The sequence below is a fragment of the Bradyrhizobium iriomotense genome, from assembly GCF_018129405.1.
Taxonomy (GTDB): domain Bacteria; phylum Pseudomonadota; class Alphaproteobacteria; order Rhizobiales; family Xanthobacteraceae; genus Bradyrhizobium; species Bradyrhizobium iriomotense_B.
The window spans coordinates 14,019-30,963 of the sequence record NZ_JAFCLP010000019.1 but is presented as its reverse complement, the minus strand read 5'-3'; the positions used below and the strand labels follow the sequence as shown (position 1 = coordinate 30,963).

16 protein-coding genes are annotated in these 16,945 nt (G+C 64.2%); 7 read left to right on the top strand and 9 right to left on the bottom strand.

Annotated features, from left to right (window positions below):
- Window positions 1–297 precede the first annotated feature (297 nt).
- The 6 genes from JQ592_RS29475 to JQ592_RS29450 form a co-directional block, all read right to left on the bottom strand.
- Complete coding sequence (locus tag JQ592_RS29475; protein WP_211406284.1) at window positions 298–849, bottom strand: hypothetical protein; 552 nt, start codon at window positions 847–849, stop codon at window positions 298–300.
- 21 nt (window positions 850–870) lie between these two features.
- Entirely contained in the window at window positions 871–1,590 is a 720-nt protein-coding gene (locus tag JQ592_RS29470; protein WP_211406283.1) for a haloacid dehalogenase type II, read from the bottom strand.
- Window positions 1,591–1,728: 138 nt separating this feature from the next.
- On the bottom strand, window positions 1,729–2,730 hold the full coding sequence (gene glpX, locus JQ592_RS29465; protein ID WP_211406282.1) for a class II fructose-bisphosphatase: 1,002 nt from the start codon (window positions 2,728–2,730) through the stop codon (window positions 1,729–1,731).
- An 80-nt stretch (window positions 2,731–2,810) separates the two neighbouring features.
- Window positions 2,811–4,127 (bottom strand): homoserine dehydrogenase, encoded by a 1,317-nt coding sequence (locus JQ592_RS29460; protein WP_211406281.1) that lies wholly within the window; start codon window positions 4,125–4,127, stop codon window positions 2,811–2,813.
- 29 nt (window positions 4,128–4,156) lie between these two features.
- Complete coding sequence (locus tag JQ592_RS29455) at window positions 4,157–5,377, bottom strand: LL-diaminopimelate aminotransferase (RefSeq protein WP_026311799.1); 1,221 nt, start codon at window positions 5,375–5,377, stop codon at window positions 4,157–4,159.
- A gap of 214 nt (window positions 5,378–5,591) precedes the next feature.
- On the bottom strand, window positions 5,592–5,867 hold the full coding sequence (locus JQ592_RS29450; protein ID WP_211406280.1) for a hypothetical protein: 276 nt from the start codon (window positions 5,865–5,867) through the stop codon (window positions 5,592–5,594).
- Window positions 5,868–6,124: 257 nt separating this feature from the next.
- Here JQ592_RS29450 and JQ592_RS29445 point away from each other — a divergent pair, with 257 nt between their 5' ends.
- Together JQ592_RS29445 and JQ592_RS29440 are read left to right on the top strand one after the other, a co-directional pair.
- Window positions 6,125–7,942 (top strand): PHA/PHB synthase family protein, encoded by a 1,818-nt coding sequence (locus tag JQ592_RS29445; protein WP_211406279.1) that lies wholly within the window; start codon window positions 6,125–6,127, stop codon window positions 7,940–7,942.
- Window positions 7,943–8,006: 64 nt separating this feature from the next.
- A complete protein-coding gene (locus tag JQ592_RS29440; protein WP_211406278.1) occupies window positions 8,007–8,405 on the top strand; it encodes an MAPEG family protein in 399 nt (132 codons plus the stop codon).
- Between the two features lie 149 nt (window positions 8,406–8,554).
- Here JQ592_RS29440 and argC read toward each other — a convergent pair whose 3' ends face one another.
- Both argC and JQ592_RS29430 read right to left on the bottom strand, forming a co-directional pair.
- Entirely contained in the window at window positions 8,555–9,538 is a 984-nt protein-coding gene (gene argC / locus JQ592_RS29435; protein ID WP_211406277.1) for an N-acetyl-gamma-glutamyl-phosphate reductase, read from the bottom strand.
- Window positions 9,535–10,200, bottom strand: a complete 666-nt coding sequence (locus JQ592_RS29430; protein WP_211406276.1) for an FMN-binding negative transcriptional regulator — start codon at window positions 10,198–10,200, stop codon at window positions 9,535–9,537. Before JQ592_RS29430 ends, argC begins: the two co-directional genes overlap by 4 nt.
- 558 nt (window positions 10,201–10,758) lie before the next feature.
- Between JQ592_RS29430 and JQ592_RS29425 the strand changes: the two genes are divergently transcribed.
- Entirely contained in the window at window positions 10,759–11,652 is an 894-nt protein-coding gene (locus tag JQ592_RS29425; protein ID WP_349630507.1) for an MBL fold metallo-hydrolase, read from the top strand.
- Window positions 11,653–11,693: 41 nt separating this feature from the next.
- On the opposite strand, the gene JQ592_RS29420 is transcribed toward JQ592_RS29425, so the two are convergent.
- Window positions 11,694–12,224, bottom strand: coding sequence for a DedA family protein (locus JQ592_RS29420; protein ID WP_211406275.1), 531 nt, complete (start codon window positions 12,222–12,224; stop codon window positions 11,694–11,696).
- Window positions 12,225–12,496: 272 nt separating this feature from the next.
- Here JQ592_RS29420 and parE point away from each other — a divergent pair, with 272 nt between their 5' ends.
- From parE to JQ592_RS29400, 4 genes are all read left to right on the top strand, one after another.
- A complete protein-coding gene (parE, locus tag JQ592_RS29415; RefSeq protein ID WP_211406274.1) occupies window positions 12,497–14,542 on the top strand; it encodes a DNA topoisomerase IV subunit B in 2,046 nt (681 codons plus the stop codon).
- A 407-nt stretch (window positions 14,543–14,949) separates the two neighbouring features.
- Window positions 14,950–15,732: an outer membrane protein gene (locus JQ592_RS29410; protein ID WP_211406273.1), complete on the top strand. Its 783-nt coding sequence runs from the start codon at window positions 14,950–14,952 to the stop codon at window positions 15,730–15,732.
- A 218-nt stretch (window positions 15,733–15,950) separates the two neighbouring features.
- A complete protein-coding gene (locus JQ592_RS29405) occupies window positions 15,951–16,136 on the top strand; it encodes a hypothetical protein (protein WP_018641722.1) in 186 nt (61 codons plus the stop codon).
- Window positions 16,137–16,156: 20 nt separating this feature from the next.
- Complete coding sequence (locus JQ592_RS29400) at window positions 16,157–16,927, top strand: SDR family NAD(P)-dependent oxidoreductase (RefSeq protein WP_211406272.1); 771 nt, start codon at window positions 16,157–16,159, stop codon at window positions 16,925–16,927.
- Window positions 16,928–16,945 lie beyond the last annotated feature (18 nt).

The following is a 16,945-nucleotide window of genomic DNA, read 5'->3' as shown; positions in this document are numbered from 1 at the left end:
GGCCGACCGTCCGGGTTTCGGAAAAACAGGCCGGGCAGAACTGAGGGCAGTCCAAAGGTCAATCCAAGGAATGCCAGAAACAGATCGAGATAACTCACTGGCAATGTCGTCACTCCGCTGGCACCGAGCCGTTGCCGGTGCAATTTGCTCATTGCTCGGAATATGATCCGATCATTATATCGGTACAATAAGAACATTGCTCTCGGTGCAATGATTGTCGGCAGTGCGAAGCGCCCTCGCCTCCGGCCGGAGGTGAGTGCTCGTCGCTCGTCGTTCTGAGAGGATTGGTCGCGCGGTTCAGTTGCGGCTGACAAGGAAGTGCGCGATCGGCTGCAGCGCATCGATATCCGGAACAGCCGCACTGGCCTGGACGCCCGCGCACCATGGATATGGCAACGCTGCCAGCCAGCGCATGACCGACTCGGAGGTCTCGGCGGGAAGCAGGTACATGGCCTCGATCTCGATCACCAGCTTCGTCACGCGGCCATCGCCGGATCCGAAATGCCAGTCATAACGTCCGCAACCAACGCGAACGGCACCGCCCTGCCTCGCCGACATTCCGACCAGCCAGTCGCAACGGAGGTGCGGCAGATGGTCCGCGCCGGGACGTGACAGGCAAAATGTGCGCACATTTTCGTACTGCTCGCCGAAGCCAGTAACCAGCACCTGGGTCACCTGATCGAGGCCCTTCGCCGCGCTTGGAAACGAAATGGCGTCGGTCTTGACGATCATTTCGAGCTCGCAATCGTCAGCGAAAGCGCGCGTCATCAACTGCGGACGGTTGCCATCCTTCGCCAGAATATAGGTGCTGATCGCATCGGCGGCGGTGATGGCGGCGGGTCGGCTCATTCGGTTATGCCCTGGCCGCCTTCAGCACCCCAGCCTGTCGGCGATGCCGCCAAAATCCTTCGCGATGATGTCCCAGTTGCCGGTCGCTTCGAAATCGACCTTCTGCAACGGCCCGTACTCCGTCGGCCTTGCCACGAACGCGGTCTTCAACCCGTTCTTCTGCGCGGCGGCGAGATCGCCGTTGTGAGCGGCGACCATCATCACCTCGTCCGGCTTGAGGCCAAGCAGGCGTGCAGCGCCGAGATAGGTTTCGGGATCGGGCTTGTAATGCTCGAACAGCTCGGCCGACATGATGAGATCCCACGGCAGGCCGGCAAACTTGGCCATGTTGGTGAGGAGCGCGACGTTGCCGTTCGACAGCGGCGAGATCACGAATTTCGTCTTGAGCCGGGTCAGGCCGGCAACGCTGTCGGGCCAGGGATTGAGGCGATGCCAGCCCCTGGTGAGGTAATCGAGGTCGGCGTCGGTGAGGCCCTTGATCTCGAATTTTTCGACGAGCTTCTCCAGCGAGCGCCGATGCAGATCATCGAGCATGACATAGCCGCGCTCGGGGTGCTTTCGCACATCGTCCATGGACGCGATATACATGCCGCGCCAGCCGTCGACCAAAGCGGTCCAGTCGGCGCTGATGCCGCGGCCCTTCGCCCACCACATGAAGTCGGTGATCAGGCTGGTGCGCCAGTCCACGACCGTGCCGAATACGTCGAAGACGAGAGCTTTGACGGCGGAAAGGTCGGACATGTGCGCTTCCTCCACGCTCGTCATTCCGGGATGCGCCGCGAGGCGCAGGCCCGGAATCCATACTCCCGATCGTGGTTATGGATTCCGGGCTCGACGCTACGCGTCGCCCCGGAATGACGGCTGTTGCTATTGCATTGCTTAGTCCAGATGGAACTTCGCGAGTTCGCGGTGCTCGGCCTTGATGTAGCGCACGGTACCGGTGACGGAGCGCATCACGACCGTCTCGGTCTCGATCACGCCGTCCTTGCGGAACTTGACACCCGAGAGCAGCGAGCCCGTGGTGACGCCGGTGGCGGCGAACAGGCAGTCGCCGCGCGCCATGTCCTCGATGCCGTAGATCATCTTGGGATCGTTGACGCCCATCTTGGCGGCGCGCTCGCGCTTCTCGTCGGAATCGAGGATCAGGCGGCACTGCATCTGGCCGCCGATGCAGCGCAGCGCCACGGCCGCGAGCACGCCTTCCGGCGCACCGCCGGTGCCGAGATACATGTCGACGCCGGTGTTGTCGGGGTCGGCGCAATGGATCACGCCGGCGACGTCGCCGTCGGTGATGAGGCGCACGGCCGCGCCGGTCGAGCGCACGCTCTCGATGATGCTGGCATGGCGCGGACGGTCGAGCACGAGAACGGTGATGCCGTCGGGCTTGACGCCCTTGGCCTTGGCGAGGCGGCGGACGTTGTCGGCGGGCGAGGCATCAATTTCGACGACACCCTTGTCGTAACCGGGACCGATCGCGAGCTTCTCCATGTAGACGTCGGGCGCGTGCAGCAGCGTGCCGCCATCGGCCATCGCCATGGTGGCGATCGAGCCCGGCATGTTCTTGGCGCACAGCGTCGTACCTTCGAGCGGATCGACGGCAATATCGACCTGGGGGCCGGCCTTGAGGCCGACCTGCTCGCCGATATAGAGCATCGGCGCCTCGTCGCGCTCGCCCTCGCCGATCACGATGGTGCCCTGGATCGGCAGCTTGTTAAGCTCGCGCCGCATGGCGTCGACGGCGGCCTGGTCGGCCGCTTTCTCGTTGCCGTGCCCGCGCAGCCGCGCTGACGACACCGCCGCCCGCTCCGTCACACGCACGATCTCCAGCGTGAGAATGCGCTCGAGCAAGGCGTGCGGGGGGACTTCAATATGGGTCGACATCGGCTCACTCCTTCGAAACGTTTGGGACGGAAATCTCCGTCCGCATCAACTCGTAACACCCACAGTTCGTTCGAACCGTGTCAGTTCTTCTCGATCCTTATGACTTGCGGCCGTCCGCTGATCACCTTGTCCTTCTGCACGGCGGCGAGCGCACGGCGCACCGCGTCCTCATGCGTTGCGTAGGTGATCAGGATGACGGGCACGGGGACCGCCTTGCCGTCGGCACTCGCAGCACCGCCATTGGGATGGCGCTGCACGATCGACTCGATCGAAATCTTCTGTTCTGCAAGCCGGGTCGCGATCGCAGCCGCAGTGCCCGGGAAATCGCGCGCCAGCAGCCGGATGTAATAGCCGCCTTCATGCCGCTCCATCGGCGCCTTTTTCGTGTCGCGTAAGTGAGAGATCGGCCGGCCGAACGGATTGGCGCGGATGCCGCGCGCAACGTCCGCGATGTCGGCGACGACAGCGGACGCGGTCGCAGCACCGCCGGCGCCGGGGCCGACCAGCGTGATCGGCGGAATGCCCTCGCCATCGATCGTGACCGCATTGGTGACACCCATCACCTGCGCGATCGAGGAGGATTTTGGAACCATGGTCGGATGCACGCGCTGCTCGATGCCCTTGGCGGTGCGAACGGCAACGCCGAGCAGCTTGACGCGGTAACCGAGATCGGCGGCCGCACGAAGATCTTCCGGCGCGATGGAGGAGATGCCTTCGACATACACCGCGCTTTGAGCAACTTTCGTGCCGAAAGCAAGGCTGGCGAGAATGGCGAGCTTTTGCGCGGTGTCGTGGCCGTCGACGTCGAAGGACGGATTGGCCTCGGCATAGCCGAGCCGCTGCGCATCCTTCAGGCATTCGGCAAACGAGAGGCCTTCCTGCTCCATCCGGGTCAGGATGTAATTGCAGGTGCCGTTGAGGATGCCGTAGACGCGGTCGATGCCGGTTCCGGCAAGACCCTCGCGTAACGTTTTGATGACGGGAATCGCGGCGCCGACGGCTGCCTCGAAATTCAGCGCGCCGCCGTGCTTTTCGGCGGCCTTGGCCAGCTTGATGCCGTGCTTGGCGAGCAGCGCCTTGTTGGCGGTGACGACCGACTTGCCGGCATTGAGCGCAGCTTCGACCGCGGAAAGCGCGGGATCGCCCGCGCCGCCCATCAGCTCGACGAAGCAGTCGACCTCGGGATGGGTGGCGAGCGCAAGCGGATCCTTGGCCCATTCGACGCCGCGCAGGTCGATGCCGCGCTTCTTGGCCTTCGACCGCGCGGTGACGGCGACGACGCGAATGCCGCGGCCGCTGCGGCCCGTGAGCACGCGCGCTTGCGTTTCGATCAAGCGGACGACTTCGGCACCCACGGTGCCGAGCCCCGCTATGCCCACTTTCAGGGGTGCGACCATGATGCTTTCAGAGAACCTGTCGAAGAGAATTAGCGCCGGTTGGCGAGCGGAACGACGTTGTGCAACGTTTCGATGCCGCTTTCAAGGAAGCGGCGCACGCCGCGCGCGGCCTGCCTGATCCGTTGCTCGTTTTCCACCATGGCGATGCGGACATATCCTTCACCATGCTCGCCGAAGCCGACGCCGGGCGACACCGCAACGCCGGATTTCTCCACCATCAGGGTCGCGAACTGCATGCTGCCGACGCTGCGGAAGGCTTCCGGCAGCGGCACCCAGGCAAACATCGAGGCCTCCGGCGGCGGAATCTCCCAGCCGGCGCGGCCGAACGATTCCACCAGCGCGTCGCGGCGCTTGCGATAGGTGTCGCGCATCTCCTTGATGCAATCGTCCGGGCCGTTCAATGCCGCGGTCGCGGCGACCTGCACCGGCGTGAAGGCGCCGTAGTCGAGATAGGATTTGACGCGGGCAAGCGCTGCAATCACGCGCTCATTGCCGACCGCAAAGCCCATGCGCCAGCCGGCCATCGAGTAGGTCTTCGACATCGAGGTGAACTCGACGGTGACGTCCATCGCGCCCGGCACCTGGAGCACCGAGGGCGGCGGATTGTTCTCGTCGAAATAGACCTCGGCATAGGCGAGATCGGACAGGATCAGGATCTCGTGCTTCTTCGCGAACGCAACGAGATCCTTGTAGAAGTCGAGGCTCGCGACATAGGCGGTCGGGTTGGAGGGATAGCAGACCACCAGCGCCAGCGGCTTCGGGATCGAATGCACGATCGCCCGCTCCACCGCCTCGAAGAATTGCGGCGTCGGCTCCGAGGGGACCGAGCGGATCACGCCGCCCGCCATCAAGAAGCCGAAGGCGTGAATCGGGTAGCTTGGATTCGGACAGAGGATGACGTCGCCGGGCGCGGTGATCGCCTGCGCCACGTTGGCAAAGCCCTCCTTGGAGCCCAGCGTTGCCACCACCTGGGTGTCGGGATTGAGCTTCACGCCGAAGCGGCGGGCGTAATAGGCGGCCTGGGCCCGGCGCAGGCCGGGGATGCCACGGGAGGCCGAATAGCGGTCGGTGCGCGGCTTGCCGAGCGTCTCCTTGAGCTTCTCCAGCACATGCGGCGGCGCCGGCAGGTCCGGATTGCCCATGCCGAGGTCGATGATGTCGGCGCCGGCATTCCGCGCGGCCGCCTTGGCCCGGTTGACCTGCTCGAACACGTAAGGCGGAAGGCGGCGGATGCGGTAAAATTCTTCCATGGCTCTCTGGGCTCCGGGCAACCGGTCAGGACAGAATCGACTGGCCACGAGCGCCGATCGCAAAAGCGCCCGGCCCGGCCGTTAAATGGCTCAAAATCAAATACTTAGAGCAATTTTCGACGGCGGAGGCTGAAGTCGTTCGCCCTGACTCTCGGCTGAACTCAGGTCTTTTAGCACGGCAAGACGGGGGCGCCAGCGATTACCTTGCACGGCCTCATTTGGCGTCCTTGGCGGCAACGGCCTGGCGATCGCGCGCCGCCGCAAGCTCGGACTCGATCTTGGCGCGCTGGTCCGGCGGGATGATCGCCTGATCGCGATCAGGCGGCAGGTCGTGCACCGGCAAATAGGTGCCGGGCTCCTTTGGATGTGCCTGCGCATCCGCAGGCGTGAGATCGGCGAGCTGACTCGAGCAGCCGCCCAGGGCGAGCGCCGCCATCAGCAGCGCGCCGCGGATCGGCAGCGTCTTTTGCAGGTCCCATAACGCCAACACTTGGGAAATCCCCTACACGTCCCAAAGCACGGCCCCGGGTAAGCCTACCCGACACCGCGCCCAAGCTCAAACCATTGCTGCCCGAAATGGTGCGAGCCGAGAATACAACCCCGGTCCCTACCAAGCCGGCCGGTGCGGCCTGATTATGACGGAACCAAGGAAACTTGTCGCAGTGCAGCACATCTTGGAGCGTGATTAACGCCAAACCTGCGAGCTTCGCGGTGACGAGTACGGAATGAATCGTTACTGTTCTGCGCATGAGTACCGCCACGACCGACAAGCCCGGCTCCGGGACAACCGAGACGAAGTTCGATGCGGAAGCCTTCGCGATGAATGTCGCGCGGGCGATGGAAAGCGGCGGCAAGGCGCTGGCCGCCTACCTCAAGCCGCGCGAGAGCGGCGAGGTGCAGGACCGCCCGCCGCCCGAGCTCACCGAGATGGTCAAGACCTTCACCGCGGTCGCCGAATACTGGCTGTCGGACTCGTCGCGCTCGTCCGATCTGCAGACCAAGCTCGCCAAGGACTATCTCGACCTCTGGGGCTCGGCGGCGCGCCGCATGGCCGGCCAGGACGCTCAGCCTGCGATCGCGCCCTCGCCGCGCGACAAGCGCTTCGCCGACCCGGAATGGAAGTCGAACCAGTTCTTCGATTTCGTCATGCAGCTCTATCTGCTCACGACCAAATGGGCGCAGGAGCTGGTGCGTGACGCCGATGGCCTCGATGTGCACACCCGCCGCAAGGCGGAGTTCTACGTCCAGCAGGTCACCAACGCGCTGTCGCCGTCGAACTTCGTGCTGACCAATCCGGAAGTGCTGCGCGAGACGATGGCGAGCAGCGGCGGCAACCTGGCGCGCGGCCTGAAGATGCTGGCCGAGGACATCGCGGCCGGCAAGGGCATGCTGAAGATCCGCCAGTCCAACCCGGACAACCTCGTCGTCGGCGTCAACATGGCGACGACGCCGGGCAAGGTGATCTACCAGAACGAGATGATGCAGCTGATCCAGTACTCGCCGACCACGGAGAAGGTGCTGCGCACCCCGCTCCTGATCGTGCCGCCCTGGATCAACAAGTTCTACATCCTCGATCTCAAGCCGGAGAAATCCTACATCAAGTGGTGCGTCGACCAGGGCATCACCGTGTTCGTGATCTCATGGGTCAATCCCGACAAGCGGCTCGGCAACAAGAGCTGGGAAGACTACATGAAGGAAGGCCCGCTCACGGCGATGGACGTGATCGAGAAGGTCACCGGCGAGATGAAGGTCCACACCGCCGGCTATTGCGTCGGCGGCACCATGCTCGCGACCACGCTGGCCTGGCTTGCCGAGAAGCGCCGCCAGCGCGTGAGCTCGGCGACGTTCTTCGCGGCGCAGGTCGACTTCACCCATGCGGGTGATTTGCTGGTCTTCGTCGACGAAGAGCAGATCGCCGCGCTCGAACATGACATGAAGACGGCCGGCGTGCTCGAAGGCTCGAAGATGGCGATGGCCTTCAACATGCTGCGGTCCAACGACCTGATCTGGTCCTACGTCGTCAGCAACTACCTGAAGGGCCAGCAGCCGAGCGCGTTCGATCTGTTGCACTGGAATTCCGACGCGACGCGCATGACGGCGTCGAACCATTCCTACTACCTGCGCAACTGCTATCTGGAGAACCGTCTCTCGACCGGCACGATGGTGCTCGACAACACCCTGCTCGATCTCTCCAAGGTCAAGGTGCCCGTCTACAACCTCGCCACCCGCGAGGACCACATCGCCCCGGCCGAGTCGGTGCTGTACGGCTCGCAGTTCTTCGGCGGGCCCGTGAAATACGTCTTGTCCGGCTCGGGCCACATCGCCGGCGTCGTCAATCCGCCCGCCTCGAACAAGTATCAGTACTGGACCAACGACAACATCAAGGACGTCAGCGTCGCCGAATGGATGAAGGGCGCGGTCGAGCACAAGGGCTCGTGGTGGCCGGACTGGCGCGAATGGCTGGGCAGCCTCGATCCCGAGGAAGTCCCGGCGCGCAGTGTCGGCAGCGAGGCGCTGCCCCCGATCGAGGACGCGCCCGGCAGCTATGTCAGGGTTCGCGCATAGCGGACTCTGCCGCGCTCTTGTATAGACTCGCTCGCAGCATGGCGACGACAGAGGGGACCGGACTATGACGCGCGAATTGTTCTGGCTGACACTGACGGTGATCCTGACCGGGATCCTCTGGATTCCCTACATCATCAACCGCTGCCAGGTTCGCGGCCTTTCCGGCGCCATGGCCAATCCGTCGCGCAATGACAAGCCGCAGGCGGACTGGGCGAACCGGCTGATGTTCGCGCATGACAACGCGGTCGAGAACCTCGTGATCTTCGCGCCGCTGGTCCTGATCCTGAACGCGATCGACTATTCCTCGAAATGGACCGTGCTCGCCTGCGCCGTCTATTTCTGGGCCCGCGTCGCCCATCTGATCGTCTACTCGCTCGGCCTGCCGGTGTTCCGCACCCTCGCCTTCACCGTCGGCTTCCTCGCGCAGGCCGTGCTGGCGCTGGCGATCTTCAGGGTGATTTGAGTCCCGTGTCCCGGCCAAGGCGCGACACGTCAGTGACGCGACGCAGAACCGGGATCCAGAAAACTGCAAGCGCGGCTAGAAGAATGGGCCCCGGCTCTGCAGCGCATCACTGAAGAAGTGCTACGCTGCGTCCGGGGCACGAGACTACCCTACTCCTCCGGCAGGCCCAGCATCAGCCGCATGTTCTGCACGGCCGCACCCGAGGCACCCTTGCCGAGATTGTCCAGCCGGGCGACCAGCACGGCCTGGTGATATTTGTCGCTGGCGAAGACGTAGAGCTCGAGCATGTTGGTCTCGTTGAGCGCTTCCGGCTCGAGCCGGCCGCCCTTGCTCGCCTCGTTCTGCAGCGGCATCACGTTGACGTACTTTGAACCGGCATACCGCTTGGCCAGCGCGGCCTGAAGCTCGGCACCGCCAGGCTTGCCCGGCAGCGTGTCGAGCTGGAGCGGCACGGAGACCAGCATGCCCTGCCGGTAGTTGCCGACCGAGGGAATGAAGATCGGCCGCCGCGTCAGGTTCGAATAGAGCTGCATCTCCGGCAGATGCTTGTGCTCGAAGCCGAGGCCGTAGAGCTCGAAGGCCGGCGCGCTGCCGTCTTCAAAACTCGCGATCATCGACTTGCCGCCGCCGGAATAGCCGCTCACCGCATTGATGGTGACGGGATAATCCGGGGGCAACAGGCCGGCATCGACGATCGGCCGCAGCAGTGCGATGCCGCCGGTCGGATAGCAGCCGGGGTTGGACACCTTCTTCGCGGCCTTGATCTTGCCGGCCTGGTCCGCCGTCAGTTCCGGAAAGCCATAGGCCCAGTCGGGCGCGACCCGGTAGGCGGTCGAGGCGTCCAGCACCTTCGGCCCCAAAGCGCCCATGCTGTCGATCAGCGCCACCGTTTCCCTGGCGGCATCGTCGGGCAGGCAGAGGATGACGAGATCCACCTCCTCCATCAGCGCCTTCTTGGCAGCGGGATCCTTGCGCTTGTCATCGGCGATGGTCTTCACCGCCACGTCGCTCTGGAGCTTCAACCGCTCGTTGATGCCGAGCCCGGTGGTGCCGGAGCCGCCGTCGACGAAGACGGTGGCGGGCTTCTTGGCCGCGCCGGTGGTCGGGGTTTTCGTGGTCTCAGCGAGGCTCATGGCGCGGTCCTTTCGAGCTTGTTCGTATCGTCTGCAAAGAGTTGCGGCCGGGTCTGCCGCATCAGTTGAGAAATCTGCTTCGCGTCGGCATCGCCGTCGCCAAGCGCGTTCGCGATCGCTGCGAAATCGGCGTCGGATTTGTGCTGGTTGAGCTTGAAGCTGCCCTCGACCTCTTCAACCGTCATGACCAGGCCCACGATTCCCGTCTTCAACGCCTCGAGCCGCCCAGCGGTCATCTTGCCCGAGGTCCAGGGCTTCTTCGGCAGCAGCCAGTTCTCGAACTTGTCGCTGAGCGTGTCGACCTGCACCGAGAGCTCCTCATCCGACAACGGCCGCACCGGCCCGCTCAGATGCACCGACTGGTAGAGCCAGGTCGGAACCTGATCCGGCGAGACATACCAGTCCGGCGATACATAGGCATCGGGACCGTTCACCGCGATCAGCCAGGAGGCTGCGCCGTCGGCAAGCTTTAGCAGCGGATTGTGACGGGCGAGATGAAAGGCGGCCTGCGGCGTGCCGTCAGCCGCATAGGTCAAATAGAATGGCAACGGCGAGGCGACCGGCTTCTTGCCGTCGAAGGCGCACATAGTGCCGAAGCCGCGCTCTTCCGCAAATTTGAGGCTTGCGGCGCGGTCCTGCTTGAAAAAGGGTGGCGTGTACATCGTGGTCTCCTGCTGGGCCTCCTTGTGGGAGCCGCCGGATCAGATCGCGCTGACAGGAGAGAGGATGCCGCGGATCGGTTCCAGCGGCAAAGACGGTGATCTCAAACGCGATCGACCGCCCAAACCGCTAAGCTGCGGCGGCGGCGACGGGCGAACAGGATGGTCGCGGCGTTGATCATGGCGCGCGGCTATAAGGCCAGCGGGTTCCGGGGTCAAGTCCAAATCGGCTGGCGGGATGCCGGGGCCGACGCCACGATGCCGCACTGGTGACGGCAGGATGCCGCACTGATGACGGCACGATGCCGCACTCGTGACGGCACGATGCCGCTCGGATGTCATCGGGGTGCAGCGGAATTTCCGTTAAGCATGGGGGTTCCCGAGAATGACCGGCGGGCCACAACCTCGCCCGGTCCGTGCCTTTCGCAACCCAGCCTCAGGACATCGCCATGAACGAGATCACTCGTCGCGCAACGCTGGCCGGCGCCGCCGCCTCGGCGCTCCTGCCCTTCGTGAAGACGTCACCCGCAAGCGCCGCCGCGCCCCCGGCCGAGAAGCAGAATGCGAGCTTTTATCGCTTACAACGTCGGCACCCACCAGGTCACGGTGGTCTGCGACGGCGTTGCCACCGTCAATCTGACCGACAATTACGCGGCCGGCGCCAGCAAGGACGACATCAACAAGGTCTTCGCCGAACATCACCTGCCGACCGACAAGGTCACCCACACGTTCAACCCCGTGGTCATCAACACCGGACCGAAGCTCGTCGTCATCGATACCGGTCTCGGCCCCGACCAGTTCACGCAGTCCAAGGGCAAGGTCGGCCAATTCCACAACAATCTCGCGGCCGCCAGCATCGACCGCGCGGCGGTCGACACCGTCATCATCATCTCCCACTTCCATGGCGACCACATCAACGGTCTCCTGGCAGCCGAGAACAAGCCCGCTTTCCCCAATGCCGAGATCGTGGTGCCGGCGGTGGAATGGAAGTTCTGGATGGACGACGGCGAGATGAGCAAGGGGATGGGCAATCCGATCCTCGAGGGCAATTTCAAGAACATCCGCCGCGTGTTCGACGCGCTTGGTCGCAAGGTGACGCAATACGAGGCCGGCAAGGAGGTCGCGCCCGGCATCACCTCGGTTGCGAGCCCCGGCCACACGCCAGGCCACAATTCCTTCATCGTCGCCTCCGGCGCCGAGAAGGTGCTGGTGCAGGTCGATATCACCGCAGGCGCGGCGTTCCTGTTCGTGAAGCATCCTGAATGGAACATCGCCTCCGATGTCGACAAGCCGCTCGCCCAGGAGACCCGGCGCAAGCTCTACGACATGGCGATTGCCGAGAAGATGCCGATCCAGGCCTTCCACGCCGCCTTCCCCGGTCTCGTCCGCGTCGAGAAGGAAAAGGACGGTTCCGGCTATCGCTGGATCCCCTCGATCTGGAACGCCTCGCTGTAGGCTGCGCCTGACGCGCTGACCGGGCGGCCCCCGCTGCCCGGTCAGATCAGCCGCCAGATCCATTCCATGATTTTCGCGATCACGTCCCCGAACAGCAGCAGTGCCGCCGACCAGATCAGGGCCGAGACGAAATTGGCGATCTGGAAGCTCCAATAGGGCATCTCGAAGATACCGGCTGCGAGCGGCACCGAGGCCCGCAAGGGACCGAAGAAGCGGCCGATGAAGATGCTGGGTATGCCCCAGCTGCGCACGAAGGCCTCGCCCCGGGGAAGGAGTTCCGGATAGCGCGAGAGCGGCCACATCTCGGCGACATGCTCCTTGTAGCGATAGCCGAACCAGTAGGAGACCCAGTCGCCCAGCGCCGCTCCGAGGCCGCCGGCGATCCAGACCGGATAGAAGTTGATGCCGCTCACCCCGATCAGCGCACCGATCGCCACCAGCGCGCCCCAGGCCGGAACCAACAGCGAGATGAAGGCGAGCGACTCCCCGAAAGCCAGCAGGAACACGATCGGAGCCGCCCAGGCCTGGTGAGCGCGCACGAAATCGGCCAGGGCGTGCGCTAACTGCTCCATTCCAGAATAAGCCTTCCCGCCTGCTCAAGGTGCTGCTCGATGAAAACGACTGGTAAGCCAAGGACTTGTGTGACATCAAGTCACAAAGCCGATCGAAACCGGTCCGAGACGTCAAATTGCCGGGAACTAATGGCAATGCGGTGTAAAATCGCCGGGATTGGCCCGTAACCACGCCGCTTGGCCGGCCCGGCGGTAACCTTTCCAAGCCAGAAGTGGCATAGTCCGCTGAACCGATTCGCCGCCCACGCGGCCCCCTAAGCACATCAAGACATATGTCCAAGCAGTTGAAACCAAAAGCAAAAGACGACTTTTTCGGCGGCGATGAGCCGAAGCCGCGTGCGGCTGCGAAAGCGGCGCCGCGTGCAAGCGGCGGGGAAGCCGACTACACCGCAGCCGACATCGAGGTGCTCGAAGGCCTCGAGCCGGTGCGGCGCCGGCCCGGCATGTATATCGGCGGAACCGACGAGAAGGCGCTGCACCACCTGTTCGCCGAGGTCATCGACAACTCGATGGACGAGGCCCTCGCCGGCCACGCGACCTTCATCGAGGTTGACCTCAGCGCCGACGGGTTCCTGACCGTCACCGACAACGGCCGCGGCATCCCGATCGATCCGCACCCGAAATTCCCGAAGAAGTCGGCGCTCGAAGTCATCATGTGCACGCTGCATTCGGGCGGCAAGTTCGACAGCAAGGTCTACGAGACCTCGGGCGGCCTGCACGGCGTCGGCATCTCCGTCGTCAACGCCCTCTCCTCCCGCCTTGAAGTCGAGGTCGCACGCAGCCAGAAGCTCTATCGCATGAGCTTCGAGCGCGGCCATCCCAAGGGCAAGCTCGAGGACCTCGGCAAGATCAGCAACCGTCGCGGCACGCGCGTGCGCTTCAAGCCCGACACCGACATCTTCGGCGCCAAGGCCGCGTTCAAGCCGCAGCGCCTGTTCAAGATGACGCGTTCGAAAGCCTATTTGTTCGGCGGCGTCGAGATCCGCTGGAACTGCGCGCCCGAGCTGCTCAAGGGCATCGAGGATGTGCCGGCGGAGGCGACGTTCCACTTCCCCGGTGGCCTCAAGGATTATCTCGCCGCGGCGATCCACGCCGACACGCTGGTGCACCCGGATATCTTCTCGGGCAAATCGGGCCGCAACGGCGCGCATGGCGCCTGCGAATGGGCCGTGGCATGGACCGCGGATGCCGACGGTTTTCTCTCCTCCTACACCAACACCGTGCCGACGCCCGATGGCGGCACGCACGAGTCCGGCCTGCGCAGCGCGCTCTTGCGCGGCCTGAAGGATCACGCCGAGCGCGTCGGCCAGGGCAAGCGCGCCGCCTCCGTCACCTCCGAAGACGTGATGGTGGGCGCGGCCGTGATGCTCTCGGTGTTCGTGCGCGAGCCTGAATTCCAGGGGCAGACCAAGGACCGCCTCGCCACCGCCGAGGCGCAGCGCATCGTCGAGCAGGCGATGAAGGATCCGTTCGACCATTGGCTGTCGGGCAATCCGAACATGGCCAACCGGCTGCTCGACTTCGTCATCGACCGCGCCGAGGAGCGCCTGCGCCGCCGCCAGGAGAAAGAAACGGCGCGCAAGACCGCCGGCAAGAAGCTGCGCCTGCCCGGCAAGCTCGCCGACTGCACCGATGCCGGCACCGAAGGCTCCGAGCTCTTCATCGTCGAGGGCGACTCGGCAGGCGGCAGCGCCAAGCAGGCCCGCGACCGCAAGACCCAGGCGGTGCTGCCGCTGCGCGGCAAGATCCTCAACGTCGCCTCCGCCGGCAAGGACAAGCTGACCGCGAATGCGCAGCTCTCCGACCTCGTGCAGGCGATCGGCTGCGGTCAGCTTCTGCATTATCGCGAAGAGGATCTGCGCTATCAGCGCATCATCATCATGACCGACGCCGACGTCGACGGCGCCCACATTGCTTCGCTGCTGATCACCTTCTTCTACCGGCAGATGCCGCGGCTGATCGACGAAGGCCACCTCTTCCTCGCGGTGCCGCCGCTCTACAAGCTGACCCACGGCTCCAAGTCGGTCTACGCCCGCGACGATGCGCACAAGGAGGCGCTGCTCAAGAGCGCGTTCAACGCCAACGCCAAGGTCGAGGTGAACCGCTTCAAAGGTCTCGGCGAGATGATGCCGGCGCAGCTCAAGGAAACCACCATGGATCCGAGCAAGCGGACGCTGCTCAAGGTGGTCCTGCTCGCCGACGACCGCGACACGACGGCGGATTCGGTGGAACGGCTGATGGGCACCAAGGCCGAAGCGCGCTTCGCCTTCATCTCGGACAAGGCCGAATTTGCCAACGAGGAGCTGCTCGACGTCTGACGTCGCGCGCACCCCTCGAAAAAGGCCCCCGGCTCCATCAGCTCCGGGGGCTTTTTCATGTGGGGGACGATGCCGCCCGTCCCGGCGATTCCTGCCGGAGCGCGACTCGGCCAGCGACTCAGCGGCGGCAAAGGCTGAGCAGGTTTGCCTCCGTTTCGGACAAAACCGAATTTGCTAACGAAAACTTACCCGGATCCGCAGCTCGCTGATCTTCGTAAGATATTGATATTACGTGACTTTCCTGATGTCCTGCATCGTCACGCTAAAACCCTGCCGACCGGCGTTTTCCGGCGACTGTGCCTGCCACGCAACAGCTTTTCGACGGGAAACGTCTATAGTTCGGGCATCAGATGACACGAACTTCAGTGCGCTCGCGCCTGCTGCAGACCAAGGTTGGGGATTTTATCATGAAGAAGATTTTGCTGGCTCTGACCGCGGTTGCGGCAATGACCGGTTCGGCCTCGGCGGCCGACCTTGCTGCCCGTCCCTACGTGAAGGCCCCGGTTGCGGCGCCCGTCGCCAACTGGACCGGCTTCTACATCTTCGGCGGCGGCGGCGGTGGCCTCTCGAACGCCGACCAGTCCGTCCAGACCACGGTCGGCGCGGTTCCGCTGACGATCACCCAGCGCCAGGGTGGCTCGGGCTGGTTCGGCACCGTCGGTCTCGGCTACGACTGGCAGTTCAGCGGCACCTGGGTCGCCGGCGTGTTCGCTGACGGTCAGTTCGGCAGCATCCGCGCCACGGTTCAGGATCCGATCAATGGCTGGACCGGCAACCAGAAGCTGGAAGACTCCTGGGCCGCCGGTGTTCGCCTCGGTTGGCTGGTCGCCCCGAACGTTCTCTCCTACGTCAACGGCGGTTACTCCGGCGCTCACTTCGGCCAGACCAACTTCCTGACCCTGGCTGGCGTGCCGGCCGGTGCTCACCTCGGCAGCTACAACCGCAACGGCTGGTTCATCGGCGGCGGCGTCGAGAACAGCCTGAACATCTTCGGCATCACCTCGCCCGGCTGGTTCATGAAGACCGAGTATCGTTCGGCCTTCTACAACGCCAAGACCCAGACCGAGCTGTCCGACGTCGGCAACGTCCCGCTCGCCAACAGCATCCGCGCCAACAGCTGGAACCAGACGATCTCGACCTCGCTGGTCTACCGCTTCAACTGGACCGGTCCGGTCGTCGCGAAGTACTGATCTGATCTCACATTCAGACGTCAAAGCCCCGGCATCGTCCGGGGCTTTTTCGTTGCGGGGATCACCTTGCGCACGGACATGTGTCCTCCTCGCAGCCTTGCGGCCACGGCCCATTGTATCCGAACCGACGCTGCGGCTAGTCTGAGCCGAAGTTTTCGTGACTGCGGCAATCTTTGATGCCGTGGACCGCGACAGAAGCAGACCGACGGGAGGAACGCATGCGCAGATTTCTGCTTGTAGCAGGCCTGTTTGCGACTGCCGTCGGGCTGCTCTGGATCGGACAGGGCACGGGCACCGTTCCCTGGCCGCGATCGAGCTTCATGGTCAACCAGCTGCAATGGGCGGGCTATGGCGCAGCCATGGCCGGCTTTGGGCTGGTGCTGATCTGGCAGAGCAACCAATAGAAGAAACCAGGGAATACAGCATGACATCCAACCGGTTCGATCTTCGCGGCAAGGTCGCGGTCGTCACAGGAGGCAATGGCGGCATCGGGCTTGGCCTGGCGCACGGACTTGCCGACGCCGGCGCCAATATCGCCGTGGTCGGACGCAACGAAACCAAGTCGGCCGCGGCCGTTGCCGATCTCAAGCAGCGCGGCGTGAAGGCGATTGCGGTTGCCACCGACGTGACCGACAAGGCGGCCGTCGCCGCCATGATCGACCGCGTCACCGAGGAATTCGGCCGCATCGACATTCTCATCAACAATGCCGGTATGAGCATCCGCAAGCCGCCGCATGAGCTCGAGCTCGACGAGTGGAACAAGGTGATCGACACCAACCTCACCAGCGCCTTCGTGTGCTCGAAGCTGGCCTATCCGGCGCTGAAGGCGTCCGGCAACGGCAAGGTGATCAATATCGGCTCGATGATGTCGATCTTCGGCGCGAGCTTTGCGACCGCCTATGCGGCGAGCAAGGGCGGCATCGTGCAATACACGCGCGCCTGCGCCAATGCCTGGGCTCCCGACAACATTCAGGTCAACGCCATCCTGCCGGGCTGGATCGACACCGACCTCACTCGCGGCGCACGGCAGCAGGTGGCGGGATTGCACGAGCGGGTTTTGGCGCGCACGCCTGCCGGCCGCTGGGGCGACATCGACGATTTCGCCGGCATCGCGGTGTTCCTCGCCTCGCCTGCGTCCAACTTCGTCACGGGCACCGCGATCCCCGTCGATGGCGGGTTCTCGGTGATGGCCTGAGACACGAAAGCGACGCGC

What these genes read in the sequence shown, in the direction of transcription:
- JQ592_RS29475 (WP_211406284.1), bottom strand. Translation starts at nt 849, where the DNA reads ATGAGCCGACCCGCCGCCATCACCGCCGCCGATGCGATCAGCACCTAT.
- JQ592_RS29470 (WP_211406283.1), bottom strand. Translation starts at nt 1,590, where the DNA reads ATGTCCGACCTTTCCGCCGTCAAAGCTCTCGTCTTCGACGTATTCGGC.
- glpX (WP_211406282.1), bottom strand. Translation starts at nt 2,730, where the DNA reads ATGTCGACCCATATTGAAGTCCCCCCGCACGCCTTGCTCGAGCGCATT.
- JQ592_RS29460 (WP_211406281.1), bottom strand. Translation starts at nt 4,127, where the DNA reads ATGGTCGCACCCCTGAAAGTGGGCATAGCGGGGCTCGGCACCGTGGGT.
- JQ592_RS29455 (WP_026311799.1), bottom strand. Translation starts at nt 5,377, where the DNA reads ATGGAAGAATTTTACCGCATCCGCCGCCTTCCGCCTTACGTGTTCGAG.
- JQ592_RS29445 (WP_211406279.1), top strand. Translation starts at nt 6,125, where the DNA reads ATGAGTACCGCCACGACCGACAAGCCCGGCTCCGGGACAACCGAGACG.
- JQ592_RS29440 (WP_211406278.1), top strand. Translation starts at nt 8,007, where the DNA reads ATGACGCGCGAATTGTTCTGGCTGACACTGACGGTGATCCTGACCGGG.
- argC (WP_211406277.1), bottom strand. Translation starts at nt 9,538, where the DNA reads ATGAGCCTCGCTGAGACCACGAAAACCCCGACCACCGGCGCGGCCAAG.
- JQ592_RS29430 (WP_211406276.1), bottom strand. Translation starts at nt 10,200, where the DNA reads ATGTACACGCCACCCTTTTTCAAGCAGGACCGCGCCGCAAGCCTCAAA.
- JQ592_RS29425 (WP_349630507.1), top strand. Translation starts at nt 10,759, where the DNA reads ATGCGAGCTTTTATCGCTTACAACGTCGGCACCCACCAGGTCACGGTG.
- JQ592_RS29420 (WP_211406275.1), bottom strand. Translation starts at nt 12,224, where the DNA reads ATGGAGCAGTTAGCGCACGCCCTGGCCGATTTCGTGCGCGCTCACCAG.
- parE (WP_211406274.1), top strand. Translation starts at nt 12,497, where the DNA reads ATGTCCAAGCAGTTGAAACCAAAAGCAAAAGACGACTTTTTCGGCGGC.
- JQ592_RS29410 (WP_211406273.1), top strand. Translation starts at nt 14,950, where the DNA reads ATGAAGAAGATTTTGCTGGCTCTGACCGCGGTTGCGGCAATGACCGGT.
- JQ592_RS29405 (WP_018641722.1), top strand. Translation starts at nt 15,951, where the DNA reads ATGCGCAGATTTCTGCTTGTAGCAGGCCTGTTTGCGACTGCCGTCGGG.
- JQ592_RS29400 (WP_211406272.1), top strand. Translation starts at nt 16,157, where the DNA reads ATGACATCCAACCGGTTCGATCTTCGCGGCAAGGTCGCGGTCGTCACA.